25 protein-coding genes and 1 pseudogene are annotated in these 24,368 nt (G+C 47.0%); 13 read left to right on the top strand and 13 right to left on the bottom strand.

Annotation, left to right across the window (positions count from 1 at the left end; all coding sequences use genetic code 11):
• The 5 genes from QZ157_RS01135 (at nt 1) to QZ157_RS01115 (ending at nt 3,769) form a co-directional block, all read left to right on the top strand.
• Nucleotides 1-1,698, top strand: a complete 1,698-nt coding sequence (locus QZ157_RS01135; RefSeq protein WP_295140696.1) for a flagellar hook-length control protein FliK — start codon at nt 1-3, stop codon at nt 1,696-1,698.
• Between the two features lie 2 nt (nt 1,699-1,700).
• Nucleotides 1,701-1,970 carry a FlhB-like flagellar biosynthesis protein gene (locus tag QZ157_RS01130; protein ID WP_002948585.1) on the top strand — a complete coding sequence of 90 codons (270 nt, stop codon included), beginning with the start codon at nt 1,701-1,703 and terminating at the stop codon, nt 1,968-1,970.
• Between the two features lie 74 nt (nt 1,971-2,044).
• The gene (locus QZ157_RS01125) at nt 2,045-2,233 is read left to right on the top strand and encodes a hypothetical protein (RefSeq protein ID WP_295140692.1); all 189 of its coding nucleotides are present in this window, start codon (nt 2,045-2,047) and stop codon (nt 2,231-2,233) included.
• A gap of 173 nt (nt 2,234-2,406) precedes the next feature.
• Entirely contained in the window at nt 2,407-2,970 is a 564-nt protein-coding gene (locus tag QZ157_RS01120; protein WP_295140690.1) for a CheB methylesterase domain-containing protein, read from the top strand.
• The gene (locus tag QZ157_RS01115) at nt 2,963-3,769 is read left to right on the top strand and encodes a protein-glutamate O-methyltransferase CheR (protein WP_295140687.1); all 807 of its coding nucleotides are present in this window, start codon (nt 2,963-2,965) and stop codon (nt 3,767-3,769) included. Before QZ157_RS01120 ends, QZ157_RS01115 begins: the two co-directional genes overlap by 8 nt.
• Before the next feature lie 121 nt (nt 3,770-3,890).
• Here QZ157_RS01115 and QZ157_RS01110 read toward each other — a convergent pair whose 3' ends face one another.
• Both QZ157_RS01110 and QZ157_RS01105 read right to left on the bottom strand, forming a co-directional pair.
• Entirely contained in the window at nt 3,891-5,093 is a 1,203-nt protein-coding gene (locus QZ157_RS01110) for an MFS transporter (RefSeq protein WP_295140684.1), read from the bottom strand.
• A gap of 38 nt (nt 5,094-5,131) precedes the next feature.
• Entirely contained in the window at nt 5,132-5,584 is a 453-nt protein-coding gene (locus QZ157_RS01105) for a copper resistance protein NlpE N-terminal domain-containing protein (protein ID WP_295140681.1), read from the bottom strand.
• Nucleotides 5,585-5,691: 107 nt separating this feature from the next.
• On the opposite strand from QZ157_RS01105, the gene QZ157_RS01100 reads away from it, so the two are divergent.
• Genes QZ157_RS01100 through QZ157_RS01090 form a run of 3 tightly spaced genes read left to right on the top strand, consistent with a single transcriptional unit; the run spans nt 5,692 to nt 7,349 of the window.
• On the top strand, nt 5,692-6,612 hold the full coding sequence (locus QZ157_RS01100; RefSeq protein ID WP_295140679.1) for an SPFH domain-containing protein: 921 nt from the start codon (nt 5,692-5,694) through the stop codon (nt 6,610-6,612).
• On the top strand, nt 6,609-7,007 hold the full coding sequence (locus QZ157_RS01095; RefSeq protein ID WP_295140676.1) for an NfeD family protein: 399 nt from the start codon (nt 6,609-6,611) through the stop codon (nt 7,005-7,007). The genes QZ157_RS01100 and QZ157_RS01095 overlap by 4 nt, the downstream gene beginning before the upstream one ends.
• Before the next feature lie 51 nt (nt 7,008-7,058).
• Nucleotides 7,059-7,349: a YciI family protein gene (locus tag QZ157_RS01090; RefSeq protein ID WP_295140673.1), complete on the top strand. Its 291-nt coding sequence runs from the start codon at nt 7,059-7,061 to the stop codon at nt 7,347-7,349.
• Nucleotides 7,350-7,782: 433 nt separating this feature from the next.
• Here QZ157_RS01090 and QZ157_RS01085 read toward each other — a convergent pair whose 3' ends face one another.
• Together QZ157_RS01085 and QZ157_RS01080 are read right to left on the bottom strand one after the other, a co-directional pair.
• Nucleotides 7,783-7,938: a hypothetical protein gene (locus QZ157_RS01085; RefSeq protein ID WP_295140671.1), complete on the bottom strand. Its 156-nt coding sequence runs from the start codon at nt 7,936-7,938 to the stop codon at nt 7,783-7,785.
• A 154-nt stretch (nt 7,939-8,092) separates the two neighbouring features.
• Nucleotides 8,093-8,434 (bottom strand): hypothetical protein, encoded by a 342-nt coding sequence (locus QZ157_RS01080; protein ID WP_295140668.1) that lies wholly within the window; start codon nt 8,432-8,434, stop codon nt 8,093-8,095.
• A gap of 366 nt (nt 8,435-8,800) precedes the next feature.
• Here QZ157_RS01080 and QZ157_RS01075 point away from each other — a divergent pair, with 366 nt between their 5' ends.
• From QZ157_RS01075 to QZ157_RS01060, 4 genes are all read left to right on the top strand, one after another.
• The gene (locus QZ157_RS01075; RefSeq protein ID WP_295140666.1) at nt 8,801-9,850 is read left to right on the top strand and encodes a dehypoxanthine futalosine cyclase; all 1,050 of its coding nucleotides are present in this window, start codon (nt 8,801-8,803) and stop codon (nt 9,848-9,850) included.
• Nucleotides 9,850-11,073, top strand: a complete 1,224-nt coding sequence (locus QZ157_RS01070; protein WP_295140663.1) for a pitrilysin family protein — start codon at nt 9,850-9,852, stop codon at nt 11,071-11,073. Before QZ157_RS01075 ends, QZ157_RS01070 begins: the two co-directional genes overlap by 1 nt.
• Nucleotides 11,063-12,988 carry a DEAD/DEAH box helicase gene (locus QZ157_RS01065; RefSeq protein ID WP_295140660.1) on the top strand — a complete coding sequence of 642 codons (1,926 nt, stop codon included), beginning with the start codon at nt 11,063-11,065 and terminating at the stop codon, nt 12,986-12,988. The genes QZ157_RS01070 and QZ157_RS01065 overlap by 11 nt, the downstream gene beginning before the upstream one ends.
• Before the next feature lie 469 nt (nt 12,989-13,457).
• On the top strand, nt 13,458-13,889 hold the full coding sequence (locus QZ157_RS01060) for an EamA family transporter (protein ID WP_295140657.1): 432 nt from the start codon (nt 13,458-13,460) through the stop codon (nt 13,887-13,889).
• A gap of 173 nt (nt 13,890-14,062) precedes the next feature.
• Here the strand turns inward: QZ157_RS01060 and QZ157_RS01055 are convergent, their stop codons facing one another.
• A complete protein-coding gene (locus tag QZ157_RS01055) occupies nt 14,063-14,800 on the bottom strand; it encodes an ankyrin repeat domain-containing protein (protein ID WP_295140655.1) in 738 nt (245 codons plus the stop codon).
• A 128-nt stretch (nt 14,801-14,928) separates the two neighbouring features.
• A complete protein-coding gene (locus QZ157_RS01050; RefSeq protein WP_295140653.1) occupies nt 14,929-15,396 on the bottom strand; it encodes a methylated-DNA--[protein]-cysteine S-methyltransferase in 468 nt (155 codons plus the stop codon).
• A gap of 109 nt (nt 15,397-15,505) precedes the next feature.
• Between QZ157_RS01050 and QZ157_RS01045 the strand changes: the two genes are divergently transcribed.
• Entirely contained in the window at nt 15,506-18,259 is a 2,754-nt protein-coding gene (locus QZ157_RS01045; RefSeq protein ID WP_295140650.1) for a bifunctional aconitate hydratase 2/2-methylisocitrate dehydratase, read from the top strand.
• A gap of 577 nt (nt 18,260-18,836) precedes the next feature.
• On the opposite strand, the pseudogene QZ157_RS01040 reads toward QZ157_RS01045, so the two are convergent.
• The 7 genes and pseudogenes from QZ157_RS01040 to QZ157_RS01010 all read right to left on the bottom strand — a co-directional run.
• Nucleotides 18,837-18,977, bottom strand: a pseudogene (locus QZ157_RS01040) (IS1595 family transposase); the annotation flags it as partial.
• 224 nt (nt 18,978-19,201) lie between these two features.
• The gene (gene rpsR / locus QZ157_RS01035) at nt 19,202-19,462 is read right to left on the bottom strand and encodes a 30S ribosomal protein S18 (protein ID WP_295140647.1); all 261 of its coding nucleotides are present in this window, start codon (nt 19,460-19,462) and stop codon (nt 19,202-19,204) included.
• 13 nt (nt 19,463-19,475) lie between these two features.
• Nucleotides 19,476-20,060: a single-stranded DNA-binding protein gene (locus tag QZ157_RS01030; RefSeq protein WP_295140644.1), complete on the bottom strand. Its 585-nt coding sequence runs from the start codon at nt 20,058-20,060 to the stop codon at nt 19,476-19,478.
• Nucleotides 20,061-20,069: 9 nt separating this feature from the next.
• Nucleotides 20,070-20,456, bottom strand: coding sequence for a 30S ribosomal protein S6 (rpsF, locus tag QZ157_RS01025; RefSeq protein WP_295140643.1), 387 nt, complete (start codon nt 20,454-20,456; stop codon nt 20,070-20,072).
• A 90-nt stretch (nt 20,457-20,546) separates the two neighbouring features.
• Nucleotides 20,547-21,533, bottom strand: coding sequence for a DNA polymerase III subunit delta (gene holA, locus QZ157_RS01020; RefSeq protein WP_295140641.1), 987 nt, complete (start codon nt 21,531-21,533; stop codon nt 20,547-20,549).
• Nucleotides 21,526-23,445, bottom strand: coding sequence for a ribonuclease R family protein (locus tag QZ157_RS01015; protein ID WP_295140638.1), 1,920 nt, complete (start codon nt 23,443-23,445; stop codon nt 21,526-21,528). The genes holA and QZ157_RS01015 overlap by 8 nt, the downstream gene beginning before the upstream one ends.
• Nucleotides 23,442-24,260, bottom strand: coding sequence for an HDOD domain-containing protein (locus tag QZ157_RS01010; protein ID WP_295140635.1), 819 nt, complete (start codon nt 24,258-24,260; stop codon nt 23,442-23,444). Before QZ157_RS01010 ends, QZ157_RS01015 begins: the two co-directional genes overlap by 4 nt.
• Between the last annotated feature and the right edge of the window lie 108 nt (nt 24,261-24,368).

Raw genomic sequence — 24,368 nt, 5'->3', positions numbered from 1 at the left:
ATGGAATCAGTAAATAACGCTATAAGCTCGCAAATCGCGACCCAAGCCGCAGTCGGCGGCGCGCTACCCAAAACAGGCGGAGTAGGCGGCGCAAACGCCGGACAGACGGGTCAGGCGGGCGAAACCAAAAATCTTTTTAAAAATCAGCCCGCGCCCTCGCAAAATTTAGGCTCCGAAGCCGCAGATAACGCCGTAAAGGATTTAGACAAGCTCGTAAATAAGCTTTTAGACGAGCTAAAATCAAGCCCTACGCAGGCCAAAGAGCTGGCCGCGCAGGCTAAAAATCTCCAGCTCTCGCCAAATCTCGCAAAAGATATGAAAAGCCTCGTCGCGCTTGCCGAAAATGAGCCCGACCTAAAGGAATTCGCGCTTAAGCTAAAGGAGTTTTTAAAACCCGTCGCCGACATAAAAAGCGCGCCGCTAAACGAACAGATAAAAAACTCGGGCATCATGCTGGAGGCAAATTTAAAGGACGCGCTAAACGGCAAATTTAACCTACCTAGCGCGATAAATAAGCTGTTTGGCGATATAAAAAATCTCTCGAATCAGCAGCTTTTGGAGCAAATTTCAGCCTTGGCTAAGGATGACAGCCTAAGCACGAACGAGAGCTTTGCAAGGCTTGATCAAATTTTACAAAACGCTAAAACCGCAGCCAAGGATACGCTAGCGGGCTCGCCTTTTAAACAGCTTTTTGAGATCGCTGACAAGCTCGAAAATGCGGCTAAATTTATGGATAAACAAGCAAGCGCCATGAGCGGCAGCGGGCTAAGCCTAAACGAAAAAACGCTAAACGCCGAGCTAAATAAAGTCTCGCAGCTACTAGCAAACGCGGGCGAGAAAATGCAAAATTTAAACAGCGAAAAACTAAGTCAAAACAGAGGCTTTGCTTTAAATTTCGCCGAGCTAAAAAACGCGATAAAAGATCTAACGGACGAGCTTAGCGCGCTTGCGGCCTCGCAGGATAAATTTAACGATTTCGCGCAAAAAATCGTCCGAGACGGCGCGGAAGGAAGCGAGGGCGCGACGCTGCAAGACAAGCTGCAAAATGCGGCTAGAAAGTTAAATTTCGCCCTGCAAATCGCCGATAAAGCCGGCTTTGAAGCAAAAAACAACTTAGATGAAGTCGGCAAGCTAATAAAACAGCAAAACATCGCCCGCGGCGAGCTTGGCGCCGTGACGCCAAAAAGCGCCGAAGAGACGGCGAAAGTCCTGCAAAACGACGTAAAAAGCGCACTTTTAAACATGCAGTCAAAGTCCTCTGACGCTAGCTCCGTAAAAGACGCCGCCTCAAAGCTACTCGCTCAAATCGAGATGCACCAGCTAGCCTCCGCGGTCGCAGGCGGCGTGCAGACCTATCTGCCATACGTCTGGGAGGGCGTAGAGGGCGGAAACATCAGGTTTAAGCAGGGTAAAAAGCAAAAACACTACGCGCAAATCGACCTAAATTTTCAAAATTTCGGCCAAATCAACATCATGGTGGCGCTTAGCGAAAACAAATACATCGACCTTGCGATCGCGACGCAAAAAGAGGAGTTTAAGGAGCTCATCTTAAGCGGCGCAAAGGAGCTAAAAAGGGCTATCGGCGAGCAGGGGCTGATAGTGTCGAATTTTAGCCTAAAAACTATACCTAAACTGCGTCTTAGCGGCGTTTACGGCGGTCTGGATAAGCTTGATATGGGCTTTGATAAAAAGGCGTAAATTTGGCAAAAGTACAAAAAACTAAAAAAGCCGTGGCTCTTGGCTACAACCGCCAAAAAGATAATGCTCCAAAGGTGCTAGCTACGGGTTCGGGCGAAGTGGCGAAAAACATCATAAATCTAGCCAAATCTCACGATATCCCAATCAAAGAGGACGCCGATCTAATCGAGGTTCTAAGCAAGGTCGATCTAAACGAGGAAGTCCCGCCAAATCTCTATAAAGCAGTCGCCGAAATCTTTAACTTTTTGTATCAAATGACGAATAAAAAATAGGGCGCTTGCGGCAAAGTAGAAGCGAGGGCAGGCTTATCGCAAGTGCAAATTTGAGCGCGAACTAGGCAATTTAAATGAAAAAGACGGTCGGGATAATAGCGATTTTAGCCTTGCCTTTGTTGATCTTATTTTCGGCTCTAGTTTTTGCTAGCGGTAACGGCTCAAAAGGTGCAAACTACCCAAAATACGCGCTAGAAAAAGCGGTAACGCACGATAAAAAAGAGCCTCATCTAAAGAAAATAAAACCGCCCGCTATCAAGTAAAATTGACGACTATTCCGCCGCTACTGCAAGCGCAAAAATCTCGTCCAAAATTTGCCGCAGCACCCAGTTATCATAAAATTATTTGCATTATTTTATGTATTTTGCCTTATAGCTAAATTTAATATAAATAAAGATAAAATAGCCGTAAAATTAACTTGAAAAACGGAATAAATTTGAAACAAAAACTGGTCTTAGTCGGCGCCTCGACGGGCGGTCCGGGACATTTAAAAAGGCTTTTTAAAGGGCTTGAGCTAAACGGAGCTAGCGTCGTTATCGCGCAGCATATGAGCCTGGCTTTCATCCCTAGTTTTATCTCGCAGTTTGACAAGGAGTGCGCGGCGCAGGTCGCGATGCTAGGCGCGCCCACGCAGCTAAAAAGCGCGATATATATCTGCGAAAAAAACTCCGAGATAATCTCTGCTAGCCCCCTAACGGCCGGCATGTGCTCGCCGGCAAAGGAGACCACGTATAACCCCAACGTAGACGTGCTTTTTCACTCCGGCGTTCAGGCTTGTAAGTTTGCCGACGTCATGGCGATACTGCTAACTGGCATCGGCGACGACGGCGCGCGCGGGCTAAACGAGCTATATAAAGCCGGCGCTAAATGCATCGCCGAAAATGAGGAGAGCGCGATCGTCTACGGCATGCCAAAACGCGCGAAAGAAATCAACGCAAATTTAAGGTCGCTACCCATCGGCGGTATAAGAGCGGAACTGGAAAGGTTTTTACATGCTTGAAAATGCAAATTTGACGCCCGCTCCTAGCGATGCGGCGGGGCTAAATAAATTCGTCGAAGTTATCAAAAATATGTGCGGCGTGGATCTGGAGTCCAAAAAGGACATGATAAAGCAGCGCCTAATAAATTTCTGCCAAGCAAGCGGCATTCCAAGCTTTGAAGCGTTAAGCTCAAAAGTCGTCGTAGACCGCTTTATGAGGCAAGAAATCGTAAATTTGATCACCACGAACGAGACTTATTTTTACAGAGAGTTGCCGCAGCTACAAGCCGCGATCTACTACGCTAGAGAGGAGCTTGATAGCGTGCGTATACTGTGCGCGCCGTGCTCGACGGGCGACGAGGCGTACTCACTAGGTATGCTAGCACACTCAAATTTGCTTGACGTAAATCGCGTCACTATCGTTGGTATCGACATAAACTCCGAGGCTATCGATAGCTGTAAAAAGGGCGTTTATAACGAGCGTTCATTGCACCGCCTAAACGACAATCAAAAAAATATCTACTTCACAAAACGCGACGGCAAGTACGAAATCAAGCGCGAGATGCTGCCTAGATGCGAGTTTAGCGTGGCAAATATCTTTGACGACGCGATCTTTAAGCTGGGCAAATTCGACATCATTTTCTCGCGAAATATGATGATTTATTTTAACGAGGAATTTAAGCTAAAAACCGTCGAGCGCTTTCATAAAATTTTGAGCGATCACGGCAGGCTCTACGTCGGACATGCCGATTTGGTGCCGTTTACGACGCTCTATAAAAAACATATTTCAAACGGAACGACTTATTACGCCAAGGCCTGAGCGAGATAAATTTGAGGTCAAATTCGGCTCAAATTTGCTTAAATTTGACGCGAGCGGACGGCTGCATTTTTGGTGTGGACGGCAAATTTGCCACTTGCCAAACCCGCGCCGCAAATCAAATTTATGCTAGCTCGTCTTTGTAAATTTTACGCACGAATAGCCAATAAATCGCTCCGGCAAAAAACATACAGCCTATTAGCGCAGTGATCAGCCAGAGACTAAGTCCTAGCTCAAAAAGAAGTCCTATGCCGCTAGAAATCACCGCCGCGACGCCTAGATAAACCATATCGTTATAGGCGATGATACGGCCGTAAAATGCGGGATCGCACTTTTGCTGGATGAGCGTGTAGGTGTAGCTCCAAAGCGTCGAGGTGAAAAATCCCGCGCAAAAAATCCCTATAAATCCGATATAAAAGTTAAACTGCAGCGCGCTCCATGCTATGACGCCAAGGCCATGCCCGGCGTAGATATAGACTAGGTTTGCGTTTGAGACGAATTTGCTAAGCACGAGCGGACCGACGATAAGGGCGACGGCGCGGCAGGCGTTTATGTAGCCGATGATGAGCGATGCCGAGAGCAGGCCAGCGTACGGATAGTCGGCTAGCAGAGCCACGAGCGCGTCATAGCTGGTTACGCCCACAACGGCGTGTAGCATGATGAGATGTGCGATGAGCGGATTTTGTTTTACGTATTTTAGGCCGTTTTTTAGCATCTCGCGGACTCTTTCGCCGCCTTTTTTGGCTCGCACGGCGATGTCCGTTTTAAGCAGGACGATGAGTGCTACGCCGTAAAGAGCGCAGTCTAGCAAAAAGGCGCTTTTTATCCCGAAAAAATGGATATAAATGCCCGCTAGCCCCATGCCTGCGGTGTATGAAAATGCCCAGATAAGCGAGTGGATCTCGTTTGCGGTTTTTAGGTCGTCTTTGTTTAAAATTTTAGGAAACAAGCTCATCTCGACCTGAAAATACGTTCCGCCGGCCCCGACTCTGATAAATATTATCGCAAATAGTAGCCACATCAAGGAGAGCTTGTCAATAAAAACGAGCATAAAAACCGTCGCCATCTCTACGACCGTGAGCGCTATTAGCATAGGTTTAGGGCTAAATTTATCCACCACGATACCGCTAAAAGGCGATAGCAGCACGCCCGGCACGAAAGCAAGCGCTGCTGCCGCCGTGATCGCCCAAACGGGCGCGTCAAGCTCGATAAGCAGCGTGAAAATGCCCGTGTGCGAGAACCAAACGCCAAAATAGCAAATCAGTTGTATGAGCGAGAGGCGCGCGAAAACGGGCTGCGTTTTTAGTAGGGTTATAAATTTATTCATTTTGGCTTCGGGTCAAATTTGAGCGCTAAATTTGCTGCTTAGTTGGCTTCTAGCTTTTTGTAGATGCGCTCCTGGGCAAAATTTTCTTTGATAAAGCTGTTTTGGTTGCTTATCTGGCGTAGCGTATCGCCGCTAATCTCGAAATTTAGCTTTTCGCGGTATTGATTCGTCACTCTTAGGGTGTTGCCCTCTATCTCGTATTTGCCATTTTGTAGCTCTCTTTGCGCGATCTTTTTTTGATAAACGGTGTCGATTTTAAACGTGCCGTCCGCGTTGAGCGTTAGCGTGCTTTTTGAGTTTTCGCTACATCCGTCGCAAAGCACCTTGGCCTCGTAAACGCCGATCAAATTTTCCTTATCTATTTCAGCACCGCACGTTTCAAAAACCTCCGTACCGCCGCATTTTTTGCTATTTACCGCACTTGCGCCGTCGCTTGCCGCACAGCCTGCAAATATCATCGCAGCCGCTGCCAAAAATAAAATATTTTTCATGATTTATCCTTAAAATTTTGGCTAATTATACTAAAAATTTTCCGCTAAAATGGCGATTTTTTAGCAAAAAGCGGCTAAAATGATGAAAAATATTTTAAGGAGTAGTCATGGAAGAGAGCATCCCGTTTATCGTATTTGCCGTGGTCGTGCTGGCCTTTGCGGTCTTGTTTTTAAAAGCCGGTATTAAGATCATCTCGCAGTCTGATATTTACATCGTCGAGCGTTTGGGTAAATTTCACAAGGTGCTTGACGGCGGATTTCACATCATCATCCCTTTTGTCGATCAGATCCGTGCCGAAATCACGGTAAGAGAGCAGCTAGTAGATATAACCAAGCAGCAAGTCATCACCAAAGATAACGTAAATATCAGCGTCGACGGCATCGTGTTTTTAAAGGTCGTGGACGGCAAAATGGCTCTGTATAACGTCGATAGCTACAAGCGCGCGATCGCAAATTTAGCCATGACGACGCTGCGCGGCGAGATAGGCGCTATGAACCTCGATGACACGCTTAGCTCGCGCGACCGCCTAAACTCCGCATTGCAAAGAGCGCTCGGAGACGCCGCCGATAACTGGGGCGTAAAGATCATGCGCGTCGAGATCTCCGAGATCTCCGTGCCTCAAGGCATCGAAGAAGCGATGAATCTACAAATGAAAGCCGAGCGAGAAAAACGTGCGATCGAGCTAAAAGCGCAGGCTGAAAAAGAGGCGCTCATCCGCAACGCCGAGGCGTTAAAGCAAGAAAAAGTATTGCAAGCCGAAGCCATCGAGCGTATGGCCGATGCGAAAAAATACGAGCAAATAGCGCTAGCCACGGCTCAAAAAGAGGCTATGGACATGATAAACGAAAGCATGGCGCAAAACGCAAAAGCAGCCGAATTCCTGCTCGCGCGCGACCGCGTCGGAGCCTTTAACGAGCTAGCCAAAAACGGCTCGAAAGATAAAATTTTAGTCCCTTACGAAGCGACCGAGCTTATCGGCTCTCTAAGCGTCTTAAAGGACTTTTTGGGCGCTAGGGCGGCGAAATGATACCCGCGTACTTGATGCTGGCTGCCGGCGTGGGCCTAATCATGCTCGAGTTTATGCTCGGTAGCTTTTTCGTGCTATTTTTCGGGCTTGGATTTTTAGCGGTCGGAGTGCTTGGATTTTTTGTCGATATCGCTTGGGAGTATCAAATTTTACTCATCGCTATCGTCTCATTAGTTCTGCTTTTTGCGCTTAGAAAGCCTTTAAAGGCTAAATTTAACCGGCACGAAAGCGAAGTTAAGGACGACTTTTTAAACGAGAGCGGCGAGGGCGAGATCAGAGAGGGCATGGTTTATTTTAAAGGTACTTTGTGGCGCTATGACGGAAATTTAGCCGAGGGCTCGAAAGTGCGCGTGCTTGGCACCAAAGGCAATAAAGTCGTTTTACAGCGGGATTAAATTTTTATTATTGCGGTTTAAAAACGCTTTTAAATTTTTCAAGGAGTCAAAATGTTTATCGTAAATTTAACTTATGTTAAAGAGTTAAGCGAAGTAGATAGCTTCATAAGCGAACACAATGCATTTTTGGATAAATTTTACGCAGAAAATAAATTTATCTGCTCGGGGCGTAAAATCCCGCGTAGCGGCGGCATCATCTTGGCAAACATTAAAGATCGCTCGGAGCTTGACGAGATTATCGGACAAGATCCGTTTTTTAAAAACGGTATCGCAAAATATGAAATTACCGAGTTTTCGCCGACGAAATTCGTACCTGGTTTTGAGCGGCTTTTAGGCGAGTAAACGAACTGGGCAAGCTAAGGTTAATCGGCTTGGGTAACTATTAATAAAATTGCAAAAAGGCAAACGACTGCGACTGGATTTGCGCGTTTGCCTGCAATAAAATTAACCTTTAACGGTGCAGTTTAAAATACGGTTGCCGTTTTTACAACTTTTATAAAATTCTCGTTTAAAATTTAAAATCAAAAAAGTTGGTTTCTCTTCGTAAACTTAAAATCTAGCCAAATTTAACAAACGGCTAGCTTAATTTAATATACGTTTAGTCACTAACGCTCATTTAAGATAAATTTATAACAACCACTCCGGCTACTATCATGTCTATGGCGATGATTGCGGGCAAATCAAGCTTTTGCCACATAAAAAATAAGCTATCGCCGAGATGAGAACTATGCCCGCCTCGGACCGTATCGCGTAAGCGATACCCATGGGAATGTGCCTAAAATATCGCAAGCAGGTAGAATAAAATCCCGAATAAAACAAGCGAACCAACGGCGTATAAGGGCTTTGCAAAGCTGCAGCTTAGCTTTAAAAGCGAAGTTGCAGCCGCCACTAGCGTGATACTTATGCCTATAAATACCCGGTATTTGATCATTTTTTCTTCTTTGAATTAATAAAGGAATTATAAACTCAAATTTTAAATATCTAAATTAACTATAAATAAATTAAAATTTGACCCTCTGCGTGCTTTTGCAGGCTTAAATTTGATGGAGAAAGCGATCAAATTTGACCTTGACCGCATTTAAATTTTAGTGTTTGTGATGAGGACAGGCGTGCGCTTCGTCGCTTGCGCGGCTTTTGCCGTGATGAGTGCACTCTTTATGTTGTGCACATCCTTGCGCTTTCGCGTCGCATTTTGGGCACGGCTTTGATTTGGCGCTCTCGCCGCTACAGCCGAGATTTTTGTCCGCTCCGTGATTTCCGTGATGAGGGCACTCTTTTATCGCGCCGTGAGCCTGGGCGCAGCTAGCGTCTTTTATCTGCGTAGCGTGGCGATACTCCTGCGCGTTTTGCTCTGCAGGAGCCGGTTTGTTTGCCGCGCAGCCTGCAAAAAACAGCGCCGCAATCGCAGCTAAAATTAAATTTTTCATCTTTTCTCCTTTGGTAAAATGTCTCGCGATTTTATCAAATTGAAGCTTTATAAATCGGGTTAAATTTAAAAAGCCGCGGCAAATTTACGCCGCGGTTTATATAGGCGTCTATCTGCGACGGTGCGGACCATAGTGCCTACCTTGGCGATGCCTAAGCCCGTTGCGGCCGTCTCTGCGGTCGGGCTGTTTTATGACGCAACGAGACTCAACACCCCGTCTAGCGCCAAATGGCTAAATTTCTTAGCTTGGTTGCGTCTTTTCCCTTTTTTGAGGCGCGAAACGATATCCGCAAGAAGTTAAAAAACGCTTTTATCAAAGATAAAAGCGTTTTTCGCTAAACTCGCATAAAAAATTTAAAGGAAAAATTTGAATAGACTAAGCGTGGACGAGGCGGTAAATTTGATAGAAAACGCCGAGCTAAACGAGCTTGGAGCGATGGCTCTAGCACGCAAGCGCGAGCTGCACTCTGACGGCGTCACGACCTTTATCGTAGATAGAAACATCAACTACACGAACGCGTGCTGGGTGGACTGCAAATTTTGCGCGTTTTACCGCGATCACAAGGACGAGGACGCTTATGTGCTTAGCTTTGACGAGATCGGGCAAAAGATCGAGGAGCTCATCGCTATCGGCGGGACGCAAATTTTGTTTCAAGGCGGCGTGCATCCGAAACTAAAAATCGAGTGGTACGAGGATCTCGTGGAGTTTATAGCAAAAAAATATCCAAGTATCACGATTCACGGATTTTCCGCGGTCGAGATCGACTATATCGCTAGGATCTCGCGCATTAGCACCAGGGAGGTGCTTCGTAGGCTGCGAGAAAAGGGTCTCTACTCGATGCCCGGAGCCGGAGCCGAGATACTCAGCGACCGCGTCCGCGACGTAATCGCGCCTAAAAAATGCGACGTAGAAACGTGGCTACGCATCCACCGCGAGGCGCACGAAGAGGGGCTAAAGACGACTGCTACGATGATGTTTGGTACGGTAGAAACCACGCGCGAGATCGTGGAGCACTGGGAGCACATTAGGAGTTTGCAGGATGAGACTGGCGGCTTTAGAGCGTTTATATTATGGAGCTTTCAGGGGTTAAACACGCGCCTAGCCGCCGAGCATCCCGAGATCAAAAAGCAAAGCTCGAATCGTTATTTGCGCCTGCTTGCGGTATCTAGGCTGTTTTTAGACAACGTACCAAACATCCAAAGCAGCTGGGTCACGCAGGGCAGCTACATCGGGCAGCTAGCCTTGCTGTTTGGCGCAAACGACCTAGGCAGCACGATGATGGAGGAAAACGTCGTCAAGGCCGCCGGCGCTAGCTACCGTATGAATCAAGACGAGATGATACGCCTCATCAAAGACATCGGCGAAAAACCCGCCAAACGCAATACTAATTATGATATTTTAGAAAGGTTTTATTGATGAAAATCATAAATTTAAAAGCCGCAAATTTACAAATCCCGGCCGTCTACGAGGCGAGCAAAACCTTGCCAGCGGTGAGCCTAAAGCTCATTTTCAAGGTTGCCGGAGCTTGCGCGGAGGAGAAGGCCGGACTTGCTAAATTCGTCGCGAAAATTTTCGACGAAGGCACGCTAAGCAAGGGTGCGGCAGGCTTTGCCAAAGAGCTTGAAACGCGCGCGATCAGCCTTTACGCGAGCGCGGGATTTGAGACGTTTGCGTTTGAGCTAAACTGCCTAAAGGAGCACTTTTCTTTTGCGCTTGCTAAGCTAAAAGAGCTTTTAGAGGAGCCAAATTTAAGCCAAAAAAGCTTTGAAAAGGTTCGAACTCTGACTCTGGGCGAGATATCTAGCAATGAAAGCGACTACGACTATCTAGCTAGAGTCGCGCTAAACGGACTACTCTATCCCGGTACGAATCTAGCAAGACCTAGCATCGGCACGAAGCAAAGCGTGGAGAGTATCACGCTAGACGACGTTAAAAACTTCATCTCTAGCAAGCTTGATCTAGCAAATTTATTTGTAGTGCTCGGCGGCGAAGTGGCGCCGGGGGAGCTAAATTTGGACGAAATTTTAAGCTCGCTAAAGCATGGCGAAGCGCGCAAGCTAAAACTACTAAAAACAGATGAAAAATGCGGCGAAAAAGCCATCATCAAGCCTAGCGAGCAAGCCTATATTTACTTTGGCGCGCCTTTTGACGTTTCCCGTGAGGAGCGGTATAAGGCCAAAGTAGCGACGTTTATTTTGGGCGAGGGCGGCTTTGGCAGTAGGCTGATGGAGGAGATCCGCGTGAAGCGAGGGCTAGCGTATTCGGCGTATGCTAGGAGCGAATTTGCGCTGAGCCACTCGCAAATTTGGGGTTATCTACAAACCAAAAATGAGAGCAGAAGCGAGGCGGTCGCAGTCGTAAAAGACGAATTTGCAAAATTCGTCAAAAACGGCGTAAAGGCTGGCGAGCTAGCGCAGGCTAAAAGATTTTTGCTAGGCTCGCAGCCGCTACGCCAAGAGACGCTTTTTAACCGCCTAAACATCGCTCAGAGCGAGTTTTATAACGGCTTTAAACTAGGAAATTTTAAAGACGAGCTAGAAAAAATCTCGAAGCTAAAGCTTGCCGAGCTAAACGCGTTTATCGCGGAGCACGCGGAGATAGAAAAGCTCAGTTTTGCCGTGCTTTACAATGAAATTTGATGAAAAAGACAGAATCAATCTAAAAAAAATCGGCGTAACCACTCTGCTCGATCTAGCACTTAAGCTTCCTAAAAGCTTCGAGGATACGAGTCTAGCCGCCGCACCAAAAGACGGGTACGTGAGCGTCGCCGTGGAGATAAAAAGCGCGTATCGCCAAGGCGGAATGCTGCACGCCGTATGCTGGTGTGAGGCGTGGGGGCAAAGCGTAAAGATCGTGATTTTTAACGCCAAACCTTGGCATCACGGCGCTTTTAAGGTCGGCAAAAGCGTATTTGTAAGCGGCAAATGTGCCTACGCCTACGGCTCGTGGCAGCTAACAAATCCAAAAATTGTCACGAAAATAAACGAAATCATACCCAAATACAAGCTTTCTCTCAGAGACGATTCGTTTAAAAATTTGATCCAAAAATACGTAAATTTGCCAAATTTGATCGAGGCGGGACTCGCGCCTAAGGAGGCTCGGTTTTTGCTAGATCTGCACAGAGGAGACGAAAAAAGCGTGGCGATGCTAGAGGCTCTCGTGCGAGAAAAAGCTGGTGAAGAGGTGCTAAAATTCGTCGAAATTTACAACTACCTAAAAAAGCTAAACGTCAAAAAAACGCATTTTAAAGCGCCTAAAATCAAGCTTTTTGATATCTCGGAGTGGCTTAAAAATTTGCCGTTTGCGCCCACGGATGACCAACTAAATGCCATCGCTGATCTGCGTGCGGACTTTAGCAGCGAGGAGGCGGTGCGGCGCGTCGTGATGGGCGATGTGGGTAGCGGCAAGACACTTGTTATGCTAGCTGCCGCGCTTAGCGTCTATCCCGGCCCTGCGCTCATCATGGCGCCCACGTCGATACTGGCCGAGCAAATTTACGCCGAGGCGGCGCGTTTGCTGCCTGATTTTATGCGAATTTTGCTTGTTAAAAGCGGCGACAAGCCTGAATTTGACGGCGTAAATCTCATCATCGGCACGCATGTTTTGCTCTATCAAAGCTTGCCCGCCGCGCCTTTAGTTATGATAGACGAGCAGCACCGTTTCGGCTCAAATCAGCGCGAGAAAATCAACGCTCTAGCTAGCGGAGGGCTTGGGCAAGAGACGCAACTTGACGGGGCGGAGGGCGAATCTAGCGGTAAATTTGACAGCGGCGAGCGGGCAAATTCGACCGCAACCGAGCCCGAAAAAAGAAATAAACAAACAAAAGCGGCGAATGAGACCAGAGCTCACGTGGTGCAGTTTTCGGCGACGCCGATCCCGCGCACGCTAAGCATGATACAAAGCAGCTTCGCGGAGTTTAGTTTTCTAAAGCAGATGCCTTTTGAAAAGCACATCCATATGCAAATTTTACAAAGCGCGAACTTTGGCGAGCTACTGACGCATATCAAATCGCAAATCGCCAAAGGCAAGCAGGTTGCCGTGATCTATCCGCTGGTTGAGAGCAGCGAAAACTCGAACTATCAGGGACTAGAGGAAGCGCAGGGGTTTTGGCGGACAAATTTTACAAATGTCTACGTCACGCACGGCAAGGACAAAGAAAAGGAGCAGGTGCTGCGCGAATTTCGCGAGCGCGGAGACGTGCTACTCTCGACGACGGTTGTTGAGGTCGGTATCTCGCTGCCGCAGCTTAGCACGATCGTGATCGTGGGCGCAGAGAGGCTAGGACTAGCGAGCCTGCACCAGCTGCGCGGGCGCGTAGGGCGAAACGGCGGGAGCGGATTTTGCTTTTTGTTTACAAAGCTCAAAAATCCGCCGTCGCGTTTGAGGGAGTTTTGCGAGACGCTGGACGGCTTTAAGATCGCCGAGATAGACCTCAAAAATCGCCAAAGCGGCGACATCCTAAACGGCGCGTTTCAACACGGTGCAACGTTTGAATACTACGACTACGAAGAGGAAATCACGCAAGCGGCCAAAGATAGGGCGGGGCTTGGGTAAAAAGCGATTTAACGCTAATTTCAAGCCCTTAAATCTCGTATTTTTGTTTTATAAGAGCCTTAAATTTAGCCTGTTTGGATTGCTTGATGTAGCTCTAGATTTGACGAGTTTTAGCGACTTTACGCGGAATACTAAATTTAAAACCGCCAGTAAGCCATCAAATTTGATTCGGCTTTTTGATATTTCAAGTTGCGTTTTGCGTCGCTTGCGTAAATTTTAGGACTAAAATTTACTCGGTATCGCGTTTTTGGTATTTGATTTTACTCGGCGCGCTGCAGATTTAAGCTTGCTGCGATTTTTAGCTTTAAATTTGACGGTACTTGCGACCTTGTAAATAGCACGCGGCTAAATCGCACGCTAAAAACGGCCACATGATTTGGCTTGATTTAAGCTATTTTTTGATTCTACCGCCTCGATGCCTGCCCTAAATTTATCCAAATCAGACTATAATCGCGAAAAAGGATAAATCATGCAAGAGTGGGCTTTATGGGCGCTAGCTTCGGCGGTTTTTGCCGCGCTTACGGCGATTTTCGCCAAGGTCGGGCTTGAGGGCGTGGACTCAAATTTCGCGACTTTTATCAGGACTCTAGTTATCGCAGCGGCTCTAATTTTGTTTCTAACCTATACTAAAAAGTGGCAGCCCCTTGGCGAGCTTGGTGCGCGGAATTGGCTGTTTTTGACGCTCAGCGGACTGGCCACCGGCGCGTCGTGGCTGGCGTATTTTAAGGCGCTTCAGATGGGCTCCGCGTCGCAGGTAGCGCCCATAGATAAGTTTAGCGTCGTTTTGGTCGTTGTTTTTGCGGTTATATTTTTAGGCGAGCGCCCGAGCGCGCGAGAGTGGATTGGTATCGCGCTGATCGCTAGCGGCGTGTTTACGCTGGTTTTTGCCAAGGCTAGCTAGATCGTTGCTTGCTACCGCGAGGCTTAAAGAATCTCGCCAAGCACCGCCGTACCGCGCGCTTTGCGAAGATACCGCGCTTAAAGTCTAAAATTTGCGCTAAATCCGACGCATTTTTAAATTTAAAATCCAAATTTAGCAAATATGCCGCCAAATTTCGCGCTCTATCTTCAAAATTACCGCCTAAATTTTGCGATTATTTTTCTTAGCCTAGCCGCGTTTTTCACGCCCTCAAATTTACCTTCGCAGTACTGTCTTGCGCTCGTTCCGGCGTCGTTTATCGCGTCCAAGTCGGCGCCCGCCGAGAGCAACAGCTCAAAAATCCTCTCGCTATCGCAAAAACATGCGCGTTGTATTGGCGTGAAACCGTCTTGGCCGTGCAGATTTGCATCCGCGCCTTTATTTAGCAGTATTTCCACGGCATATTCATCTACGTCCGCAATCGCTAAGTTTAAAATCGTTTCGCCGTTCGCGTCTTTTTGATTGGGCGAGACGATTTTACTATCAAATTTGCTCTTTAGAGCGAATTTCTCGTAAACCTTGTCCACTAAGTCGCAAACTATAGCACCGCGTAGCCGCACAAGATACGCACCGAACGTAAAACCTCCAAAATTCGGCTCGTAACCGTGACTATGCGAGATCTCTTTGCTTTTGTATTCGACCGGTTGCAGTACGCGTCCGTACGGTCCGTCGCATGGTTCGTAGCGAAAATATATCGCCGAAATTCCCGTCACGACACCCGTTATCTCGCACTCTTCTCCGCCGTGCGCCTTGTAAGAGTAGTCGGCATCCTTGAAGATGAAATCCGAATCCGCTTTAAATTTTGCCGTATACCAATTTACCTTGTCGCCGAGCTTAAACGCATCGCCGCAGCACTCCATTTGCCAGTTGTCGTAGAATATTTTTAGATCCATTTTTTCCCTTTTAAATTCGTCGCAATTTTGCCGAGCGAGCTAAAGTCGCCGCAAATTTTATTTAAACGACAGCGCTAAATATAAATTCAAACGGTCGCTACGCGCGTTTGACGAGGTATTTTGCGCTGCTAAACTTTATCTTTAAATTTCGCTTCATGCTCCAAAAGCCAAATTTTAGTCGCCAGCCCTTCGCCGCCGCTGTATCCGCCAAGGCCGTTTGAGGCGACGACTCTGTGGCAAGGTACGATGATGGGGATTTTGTTTTTTGCGTTTGCCGAGCCTGCCGCGCGAAACGCCTTCGGTCGCCCAGCCATCGCTGCAAGCTTGGCGTACGTGACGCGCTGCCCGTAAGGGATCTTTTGCAGATTTTCGTAAACGCACCTCTGAAATGCCGTGCCGCCGATATTTAGCTGCGTTTTAAAGGTTTTAAGCTCGCCTTTAAAATAGCTTTCAAGCTCGCTTAAGCAGAGCTTTAAATTTGCGTCCGTTACGTCAGTGCGGACAAAATCTCGCACGAAATTTATCTCGCAAACGCCGCTCTCGTCGCCGCAAATCTCCAAAACGCCGATAGGCGAGTCAAAATACGCTTTTTGCAAAATTTACTCCTTGGGTATCAAGTAACGCAAATTTAGCGAAATTTAGTTTATATTATTATCTGTTTTTCGCTAAAATCGTATCGTTTAAAAAATGGATTAAGGAAAAACGATGGATTTTTTCACAGAGTACGAAAAACACGTAAAAGAGCGCGAGGCCCTAGGCGTGCCGCCGCTACCGCTAAACGAGGAGCAGACGAGGGAGGTTTGCGAGCTTTTAAGGCTTGAAAGCGCGCACGAGAGGGAGTATCTAGGCTTACTTTCAGGTCGCGTACCGCCGATGGAGCTGGGCGGTGAGGGCGAAGCGATTATCGCCGCAAAGCTAGACGAAAATCAAAGGAGGGTAAAGCGGCTCGTAAATTTACTAGCAAATCGCGTAAATCCGGGCGTAGACGACGCGGCGAAGGTAAAGGCGGAGTTTTTAAACGAGATTATAAATCACGGGCTTGAGATAAGCGGCCTTGACAAAATCGGCGCCGTAAATTTGCTGCGGCCGATGCTAGGCGGATACAGCGTCATCGTGCTGCTTGAGAGCCTAAAAAACGCCGACGAGGCCGTAGCGCAGGCCGCCTGTAACGTGCTAAAAGAGACGATTTTCGTGCATGATTATTTTAACGACGTGACAGAGCTTGCAAAAAGCAATAAATTTGCGCTTGAAGTCTTGCGCTCGTGGGCGGAAGCCGAGTGGTTTAAGGCGCGCGAGAGCTTGCCGCGACGCATTAGAGCGGTCATATTTAAGGTCGCCGGCGAAACCAACACCGACGATCTAAGCCCGGCTAGCGAGGCCTACACGCGCTCAGACATCCCGCTGCACGCAAACGCGATGCTAGTTAAGCGTCAGCCGGGCAGCCTAGAAACGATCCGCGAGCTTAAAAAAGGCGGGCTCGAGGTCGTCTACGCGGGCGACGTCGTGGGTACTGGCAGTAGCCGAAAGAGCGGCATAAACTCCATCCAGTGGCACCTCGGGCGCGAGATAGAGGGCGTGCCGAACAAAAAAACGGGCGGCATCGTGATAGGAACGGCGATTGCGCCGATATTTTTCAATACCGCCGAGGATAGCGGCGCGTTGCCGATCGTAGCCGACGCGAGCGCACTAGAGACGGGCGACGTCGTCGATATCTATCCGTACGCGGGCGAGATTTTCCGCGTCGGGCGGGTAAATTTGAGCGCCGAGGGTAAATTTGACGCGGTTCAAATTTGCGGTGAAGCTAAATTTGATAATTTAAACGAAAATGCTAAGCCTCAAGGCGAGCCGGTCGCTCGTTTTACGCTTGCACCAAACACGATATTTGACGAGATCAGAGCAGGCGGGCGTATACCGCTCATCATCGGCCGCTCGCTTTGCGGTAAGGCCAGAGCCGCGCTAAATTTAGGCGCGGAGGATATATTTGCGAGGCCCGTGCAGCCGCAAGCGGACGAGAGTGAGGGCTATACGCTAGCTCAAAAGATCGTGGGCAAGGCCTGCGGCGTGCGGGGCATTAGAGCCGGGCAGTACTGCGAACCGGCGACTCTAACCGTAGGCTCGCAGGATACCACGGGGCCGATGACGCGCGACGAGATCAAGGAGCTGGCAAGCCTCGGATTTTCAGCTGATTTCGTGCTGCAGAGCTTTTGTCATACGGCGGCCTATCCAAAACCTAGCGACCTTGAAATGCAAAGGACGCTGCCTAAATTTATGAGCTCGCGCGGCGGAGTGAGCCTAAGGCCCGGCGACGGCGTCATACACTCGTGGCTAAACCGCATGGTGCTGCCAGACACCGTAGGCACTGGCGGCGACAGCCATACGCGGTTTCCTATCGGCGTGAGTTTCCCCGCGGGTAGCGGGCTAGTCGCGTTTGCGGCTGTATCGGGAGCTATGCCGCTAAATATGCCGGAGTCCGTGCTCGTGCGATTTAGCGGGCGACTGCAAAGGGGCGTGACGCTGCGCGATCTGGTAAACGCGATCCCGTACTACGCGATCAAGCGCAGGCTGCTCACGGTTGAAAAGAAGGGCAAGAAAAACGTATTTGCGGGTAAAATTTTAGAAATCGAGGGGCTAGAAAATCTAAAAGTCGAGCAGGCCTTTGAGCTAAGCGACGCCTCAGCCGAGCGCTCTGCAGCGGCATGTGCGGTAAATTTGAGTATCGAGAGCGTCTGCGAATACGTCCGCTCAAACGTTGCTCTAATTGAAGCGATGATAGAGGCCGGGTATGAGAGCAGGGCTAGCCTTGAGCGGCGCGCGGCGAAAATGCGCGAGTGGCTAGCGGCACCTAGCTTGCTGCGAGCCGACAAAAACGCGCGCTACGCCGAGGTGATCGAGATAAATTTGGACGAGATACAAGAGCCCATCCTAGCCTGCCCGAACGACCCCGACGACGTCGCGACCCTGAGCGAAATTTTGGCTAGTAGCTCGCGCCCGCATAAGATCGACGAGGTGTTTGTGGGTAGCTGTATGACCAATATCGGCCACTACCGAGCACTCGGCGAGGCTCTGCGAGGGCTTGGGACGCTGCCTACTAGACTCTGGATAGCGCCGCCTACCAAGATGGATCAGGCGCTACTAGAAAAGGAGGGCTATTATGATATCTTTCGCGCTGTGGGCGCTCGCACGGAGGTGCCCGGCTGCTCGCTTTGTATGGGTAACCAAGCCCGCGTAAACGACGGTGCGACCGTGTTTTCGACCTCAACGAGAAACTTTGATAACCGCATGGGTATGGGCGCTCGCGTGTATCTTGGTAGCGCCGAGCTGGCCGCCGTTTGCGCCGTGCTAGGCAGGCTACCTAGCGTCTCAGAATACATGAGTATAGTACCCCAAAAGCTTGCGGGCAAAGAGGCGCAAATTTATCGCTATCTAAATTTTAACGAGATAGAAAATTTTAAAATTTAGCGATTTGGAGGCGGAAATTTCGGCGTTAGCTTCGTTGCAAATTTTGCCAAAAACGGTTAAGTCTGCAGCATGCGGGTTGTTTATGGATAGACGGCCTGGCTCTTGCTACGACGGCAATATCGCTAGGCGCGAAAAACCCGCCGACGATATCTTCTCTTGCGCGAATTTTAGACGACTATAAGTTTTCCTGTATGGTTGTAGTATCATATCTAAACTCTACTTCGCTACGCCCGTAACTTTTCAGGAGGTAGTAACAAAGCAAGTCGCAGCTAAAAGGTTTTCTATGCCGTTAATATGATTTTACTGTTTGCCTCTTGTAAAGTATCAAGCGTAGCTAAAGAATGCTTTACTCTATAATGAGCTTTCGGCTCCGTAATCTACTAATCCGCCATAAGCTTTCCAGTAATCAAAATATTTTACGCTCTCATTCAGATAGCTCTTATACTTAACTTCGCTATGAACACTAGTTCATTTATAGAACAGTTTTAACTACCCAGGTATAAACTCTGCCGTCTATATTTTGCTCTACTTTGCTACGCTAGTTGCTTTTAAGACCTCGCACTCTTTAAGCATCAAAAATTCTGATATTTTTAATTATTTTGGTGATTGTTTGTTCTGAGATAGTAGTAAATTCGGCTATTTTTACGGCTTCTATGTCAGATGAAAAATACCATAGAATTTCTCTAAATTTCTTTTCCGAAATTCTAGAACAGATTATATACTTATTTTTTAACCTCGTTACGCTTTTTACTCACAAGAGCATCAATAAAATCATAGTTTTTGTACTTGCACTTTCTTTCTTTAGAAAAAACTTCTTTGAGGTTTTTGGGTCAAAATTTCAAGCAAAAAGTATTTGCATTGAAATTGGGTTTTAAAAAGTGAAGAGGCATAAAATTTAGAAAATTTGAAAATAAAAGACAAGCCCTAAAAAGGGCTTAAAAATTATAGTCCCTCAAAAGGGTTGGTCACCACGTTGTCGCGATCGACTACGTAAGGTATCAATGCTGCTTGGCGAGCGCGCTTGATAGCCTTCTCTACCATCTCTTGATATTTTTTAGAGGTTCCGGTTAGACGCCTTGGCATGATTTTAAATCTCTCTGATAAGCAGTACTTTAAAAGCGAAGTATCTTTATAGTCGATAAATTCTATCTTTGCTTCCGTAAATTTGCAGTATTTGCGTGAATATTTTCTTTTTTCAGCCATTGTTTTTCCTTAATTAAAATGGTATCGTTTCATCGCCGTCATCGTATTTGTCGGCATCTATATCTATTTCTCGGACGTTATCGCCATAGTATTCTTCTTTTGGCTGTTGCTTTTGTTGTTGTTGTTGCGGTTTATTAAAATTTTGCCTTTGCATACCGCTTTGAGCGTAGCTATTTTGCTGATTCTGACCGCCTTGATAGCCGCCGCTGTAGCCGTTATTTTGATATCCGCCTTGCTGATAGCCTTGATTACTATTTTGATTATATCCGCCTTGTTGCTGTCCGCCTAGCATCTCCATATTTTCCACGCTGATCGTGTGTTTGCTTCTATTTTGTCCGTTGTTGTCCGTCCATTGGTCGAATTTGAGGCGACCCTCGACCAGAAGCTTTGAACCTTTGGAAAGATATTGGTTTGCTATCTCCGCTTGTTTTCCAAAAAATGTTATGTCAATAAAGCACGTTTCTTCGCGTTTTTCGCCGTTTACGTTAAATTTTCTCGTTACGGCGATGGCGCTGTTGCCTATGGCTGCGCCCGCAGTCGTATATCTAAGCTCGATATCTCGTGTTAAATTTCCTACTAAAACGACTCTATTAAACATTTTTCGTCCTTATTCTTGCGCTGCCGGAGCTTCTTCTGCTTTGACTTTCGGTTCTTTTTTGTTTAGTTTGATACCCTTGCTCATCTTTTCCCAAGCGGCGATCTCTTTTTTGTTTTCAAATTTGACCGTTAAGAATTTGATGATATCTTCGGTGATTCTGATGATACGCTCGACTTCGGCGATAGCTTGGGTCGGAGCCTCGAAATACACGACGAAATAAGTTCCGCGCTCATATTTTTTTACGGTATAGGCTAATTTTCTAGTACCCATAGACTGCACAGACGCGATATTTGCGCCGTTTTTGGTTAGGATTTCTTTAACGAAATCAACTTTTGCGCTTACTTCTTCTTCCGTCAAAGTAGGCTTCAAAATAAATAAAAGCTCGTAATGCTTCATTGATTCTCCTTGTGGGTATTAAGCTCGTTTGCGCGGTTGCAAACGGGCAAGGAAGTCTTTCGACAAGAGCTGATTTTATCTTTTTTTTACTTAATATTTGCTGTTTTTGCCGATAAGATTTTGTAGGCCCAGCACGCAGGAGAGTAGAAAAGTTTTTTTATCGAGCGCAGAGTTTGTTTTTAGCTCAGATTCCGCCAAATTTAGCGCGGTGAATATTTCTTTATATGCTTTTAAATTTACCGCCAGACACTGTCTTTTTAGTTCATTTGCGACGTTTGGCGGCGGCGCATAGCCGAGCGTTTCTTTGATGTCGAATTTGCCTGTTATTTTGATGCCCGCATGTAGTTTAAAGAGTCTAAAAAACGCGCGGTAAAGCGAGTTTATAAATAAAATTTCATTAAAATTTCCATCGTCCGCGCAGGAGAAAAAATCGGCCCTTATATCTTTTAGCGCAATAAATTTATCGAAAAAATCGTCAAAACTCACGCTTGATAGCGAAAAGACCAAGCTTCTTACGATATTTTCGTTTATAGACTCGTTTAGAGAGGCTAGTTTGTTTAGCTCGCTCGCGGCTAAATATAAATTTTCGTTATGTATGCGGTAGAGTTCAAAAAGCGCGTTTTTTGTAATATTTAGGTTCATTTTTGCGGCTTGTCTGCCGAGTAAATTTACGGCCTCTTCGGGTGAACCGGGTTTAAAAAATCTCGCAAAATTTACCCCGAAAGCCTTTTGCGTATCAAAAACCGCTTTGGCGTCGGGCTCAAAAAGCTCGAAAACGAATGCGCCGCCGTTTTTGCAACCCTCTATCAGGGTTTTTAGCTCTTTTGCGGGAATTTTTTTATCGCTTTTTACGTGTAAAAGCGGGCTGCCGCCAAATAGCGAAGGCTCGCAAAGGTGCGCGCGTGCAGCGTCAAAATCGTACTCGTCGTAGTAAAGGCTCAAAATTTCAAGATCTTTAAATTTGGCTAAAATTTCCTTCGCAAAAAGCTCGATTTGGTATTCGTCCGCACCGTAAAGCAAAAAATAATTTGGAAATTTGGCTGCATTTAGCGTGGCTTCAAGCTCTTTTCTATACATCGATTTTCTTTACGACCTTGCCGAAAATTTCGGCCGTTGCGATATTTGCGTCCGTGATTTCGACGATGACTTTTTTCAGTAAATTTGCGCAGTACGCGCCCAAAAATATCCTGGCGCCTTTTATCTCGTCGTCAAGCCTAGCGACCGCGACGTTTTGATTTTCGCTGATATAGGCATTAAATCGCTGTCCGATGCGCTCTTTTGCCCAGCGCGCAAATTTCCTATCCATAAAGTCAAACGCAACCCTGTCGGCCTCGCGCTCGAGTTCGCTTAAATTTGAGCAAGTCGATTCTATATTTAAAAGCAGATAGTTGAAAAACTTCTCATCATTGCGCAGTTTGGCCTTTAAAAGGCGGTGTAGCGTGAGGTCGGAGTAGCGGCGGATTGGGCTCGTAAAGTGCGTGTAGCGCTCAAATCCCAGTCCGAAGTGGCCTAAATTTTGCGCGCCGTATTCGGCCTTTTTTTGCGATTTGATGATGAGTTTGTCGATTTCCTCGCGGTTGCCTACGGCGTCGGCCTGCGCTTGGATTTTGCGGACCAAATTTGCGATGTCGCTTTCATAAACGAAGTCAAAGCCCAGAGCGCCGAGGTCTTCGAGTAAAATTTGTATTTTTCGCAGATCCGGCGAGCCGTGATTTCTAAAAACGCCTTTACCGATGCGTTTTGCCGCAGCGACGTTGGCTAACAGCATGCAGTCCTCGACGAGTCTGTGCGAGTCGGTATCGGTCTCAAATCTCGTAGAGGCAAGCCCGCCATCTGCGTCAAGGCTCATGCGAAGCTCCTGCGTTATAAAGTCAAACGCGTTTTTTAGACGTTTTTTGCGTAGGCGCGATGTGAGCGCGAAAAGAGGCTTTATCCAGCCGGTTTCATCCTCGCGTTCGCCGCGTAAAATTTGATCGACCTCGTCGTAGTTAAAGCGTCTTTTTGAAGCGATTAGGGCTTCTAGGAGCTCTTCTTTTACGACTTCGCCGTTTTCGTCTAGCGTGATTTTGAAACAAAATGCAAGGCGTGCGGTATTTGGCTTTAGCGAACAGATATTTTCGCTCAAATTTCGCGGTAGCATCGGCACGGCTTTGTGCGGAAAATATATAGAAAATCCGCGCGTTTTGGCTTCTGCGTCTATTGGGGAGTAGGGCGTAACGTATTCGCTCACATCGGCGATCGCGACGTAAATTTCGCGCTTTTTTTTGTCAAAATATATCGCATCGTCAAAGTCTTTGGCATCGACGGGATCGATCGTGCAAAAAGGCAGCTCCCTTAAATCTACCCTTTGCGGATACATCGAGGCATCGACCTCGTCGCCCCACGCTAGAGCTTCAGCTTCGCACTCCTCGCTAAATTCGTCATTTTTGTTAAATACGGCGAGCGAGATTTTTTCGTCGCTAAGTGGGTCGTTGATATTGCCGATAACCTCTACTATTTCGTTATTTAAATTACTAATTTTTAGTAGCGTGCCCGGCGGCAGCATTTTTAGAGATTTTTGCGAGGCTTTTAGAGCCGAGCTAAGTCCGGTTTTAACGTTTACGCCAAGGATTACCGAGCCTATTTGCTTGGTATAGACTACGCTCGTTTCGTTGGCGAGTTTTAGCGTCATCACGACTTTGGCGCTTTGGCGTTTTTTCTTTAGCGGTAAAAGCTTTGCCAGCACGATGTCGCCGTAGTGCGAGGCGTTTAAATTTTTATTTTCTATTATTATATCTTGCTTGAAGCGTTTGTCGTAAGGCGCCAAAAAGCCCGTGCCGTTTGCGCTTATATCTAGTTTTCCGCAGACAAAGCCGTTGTTTAGATAGTAGCGATCTTTGTGGCAGCTTACGGCGTTTAAATTTAGTAAATTTCGTAGGATTTCTTTATCGGCGGAGGCGACTTCCTTTTCGTTCGCTCCGCCAAGTAGTTTGGTTAAAAATTCTTTCACAAATTCGCTTTGACTTTTGCGACGGCTTCTAAAAATTTATCTTGCGCAAAGCCGTATTCGTCGAGGCACATTAGCGTATTTTGTAGTCCGTCGTCGCCAAGTTGGCTAAAGATATTTACGGCGTTTTTGACGACTCTGAGCGCTTTTGAGTAGTCTTTGATATGCTCGGGCGCATCGTCCGGATCGTTTGAATAATATATCGCCTCTACCAGCTCGGTTTCTAGGTTCCATTGCTCGAAAATTTTAGCCGTTACCGTTTCGTTTGAGATGCCTACGATCTCGGTTTCTAGATCGGATAGATCAAACGGATTTGAAATTTCTTTTAATCTTTTTCTAAATTCGTCCACCTTGCCTTTTTCGTTTAACTCATGAGAAATCACGATTTTGCCGACTTCTAGCATAAACGAAGCGGGGCTTAACACGGCGAGTTCTTTTGCGTCGATCTTAGAGTACCAATTGTAAGTGAGCGCATTTTGCATTATGGAAATATTTAAAAAGTCGTGGCTAGTAATGCCGTAAGGGTCTAAATTTATCTTAAAGTTCTTTTTAACGGCGCTTGAGAGCGCGAAACCGCGTACGGTCGCCATACCAAAAAGCGATACGGCCTTTTCTATAGTCGTTATTTCGCGACTAAAACCGTAAAGCGGGGAATTTGCCGAGCGTAAAATATTTGCCGTTAGCATCGGGTCTTTAGCGATTATCTGGGCTAGGTCGCCTAGCGAACTATTTTCGTTTGAACAGACGGCTTGGACTTTTACTACCGTATCGTCTAGCGGAGGAAGTGCCTTTATATGCTTGTAGATTGAATCATTCATAATCTTTACACTCTATATCTATAAATTTTTATAATCGGCAATTTTACACTAAAAGGCTTTTTAATAAACTTAAATCGAGTCTAAGTCAAGTTTATTTCAGCGCGCAAA

Source organism: uncultured Campylobacter sp. (assembly GCF_905372745.1).
Lineage (GTDB): Bacteria > Campylobacterota > Campylobacteria > Campylobacterales > Campylobacteraceae > Campylobacter_A.
Note: the sequence above shows the minus strand (reverse complement) of the source record. Positions and strands in the feature narration are given on the sequence as shown.

What these genes read in the sequence shown, in the direction of transcription:
- QZ157_RS01125 (WP_295140692.1), top strand. Translation starts at nt 2,045, where the DNA reads ATGAAAAAGACGGTCGGGATAATAGCGATTTTAGCCTTGCCTTTGTTG.
- QZ157_RS01055 (WP_295140655.1), bottom strand. Translation starts at nt 14,800, where the DNA reads ATGGATCTAAAAATATTCTACGACAACTGGCAAATGGAGTGCTGCGGC.
- rpsR (WP_295140647.1), bottom strand. Translation starts at nt 19,462, where the DNA reads ATGGCTGAAAAAAGAAAATATTCACGCAAATACTGCAAATTTACGGAA.
- QZ157_RS01030 (WP_295140644.1), bottom strand. Translation starts at nt 20,060, where the DNA reads ATGTTTAATAGAGTCGTTTTAGTAGGAAATTTAACACGAGATATCGAG.
- rpsF (WP_295140643.1), bottom strand. Translation starts at nt 20,456, where the DNA reads ATGAAGCATTACGAGCTTTTATTTATTTTGAAGCCTACTTTGACGGAA.
- QZ157_RS01115 (WP_295140687.1), top strand. Translation starts at nt 2,963, where the DNA reads ATGCTTGAAAATGCAAATTTGACGCCCGCTCCTAGCGATGCGGCGGGG.
- QZ157_RS01090 (WP_295140673.1), top strand. Translation starts at nt 7,059, where the DNA reads ATGTTTATCGTAAATTTAACTTATGTTAAAGAGTTAAGCGAAGTAGAT.
- QZ157_RS01100 (WP_295140679.1), top strand. Translation starts at nt 5,692, where the DNA reads ATGGAAGAGAGCATCCCGTTTATCGTATTTGCCGTGGTCGTGCTGGCC.
- QZ157_RS01070 (WP_295140663.1), top strand. Translation starts at nt 9,850, where the DNA reads ATGAAAATCATAAATTTAAAAGCCGCAAATTTACAAATCCCGGCCGTC.
- holA (WP_295140641.1), bottom strand. Translation starts at nt 21,533, where the DNA reads ATGTATAGAAAAGAGCTTGAAGCCACGCTAAATGCAGCCAAATTTCCA.
- QZ157_RS01010 (WP_295140635.1), bottom strand. Translation starts at nt 24,260, where the DNA reads ATGAATGATTCAATCTACAAGCATATAAAGGCACTTCCTCCGCTAGAC.
- QZ157_RS01135 (WP_295140696.1), top strand. Translation starts at nt 1, where the DNA reads ATGGAATCAGTAAATAACGCTATAAGCTCGCAAATCGCGACCCAAGCC.
- QZ157_RS01105 (WP_295140681.1), bottom strand. Translation starts at nt 5,584, where the DNA reads ATGAAAAATATTTTATTTTTGGCAGCGGCTGCGATGATATTTGCAGGC.
- QZ157_RS01095 (WP_295140676.1), top strand. Translation starts at nt 6,609, where the DNA reads ATGATACCCGCGTACTTGATGCTGGCTGCCGGCGTGGGCCTAATCATG.
- QZ157_RS01080 (WP_295140668.1), bottom strand. Translation starts at nt 8,434, where the DNA reads ATGAAAAATTTAATTTTAGCTGCGATTGCGGCGCTGTTTTTTGCAGGC.
- QZ157_RS01110 (WP_295140684.1), bottom strand. Translation starts at nt 5,093, where the DNA reads ATGAATAAATTTATAACCCTACTAAAAACGCAGCCCGTTTTCGCGCGC.
- QZ157_RS01065 (WP_295140660.1), top strand. Translation starts at nt 11,063, where the DNA reads ATGAAATTTGATGAAAAAGACAGAATCAATCTAAAAAAAATCGGCGTA.
- QZ157_RS01085 (WP_295140671.1), bottom strand. Translation starts at nt 7,938, where the DNA reads ATGATCAAATACCGGGTATTTATAGGCATAAGTATCACGCTAGTGGCG.
- QZ157_RS01060 (WP_295140657.1), top strand. Translation starts at nt 13,458, where the DNA reads ATGCAAGAGTGGGCTTTATGGGCGCTAGCTTCGGCGGTTTTTGCCGCG.
- QZ157_RS01045 (WP_295140650.1), top strand. Translation starts at nt 15,506, where the DNA reads ATGGATTTTTTCACAGAGTACGAAAAACACGTAAAAGAGCGCGAGGCC.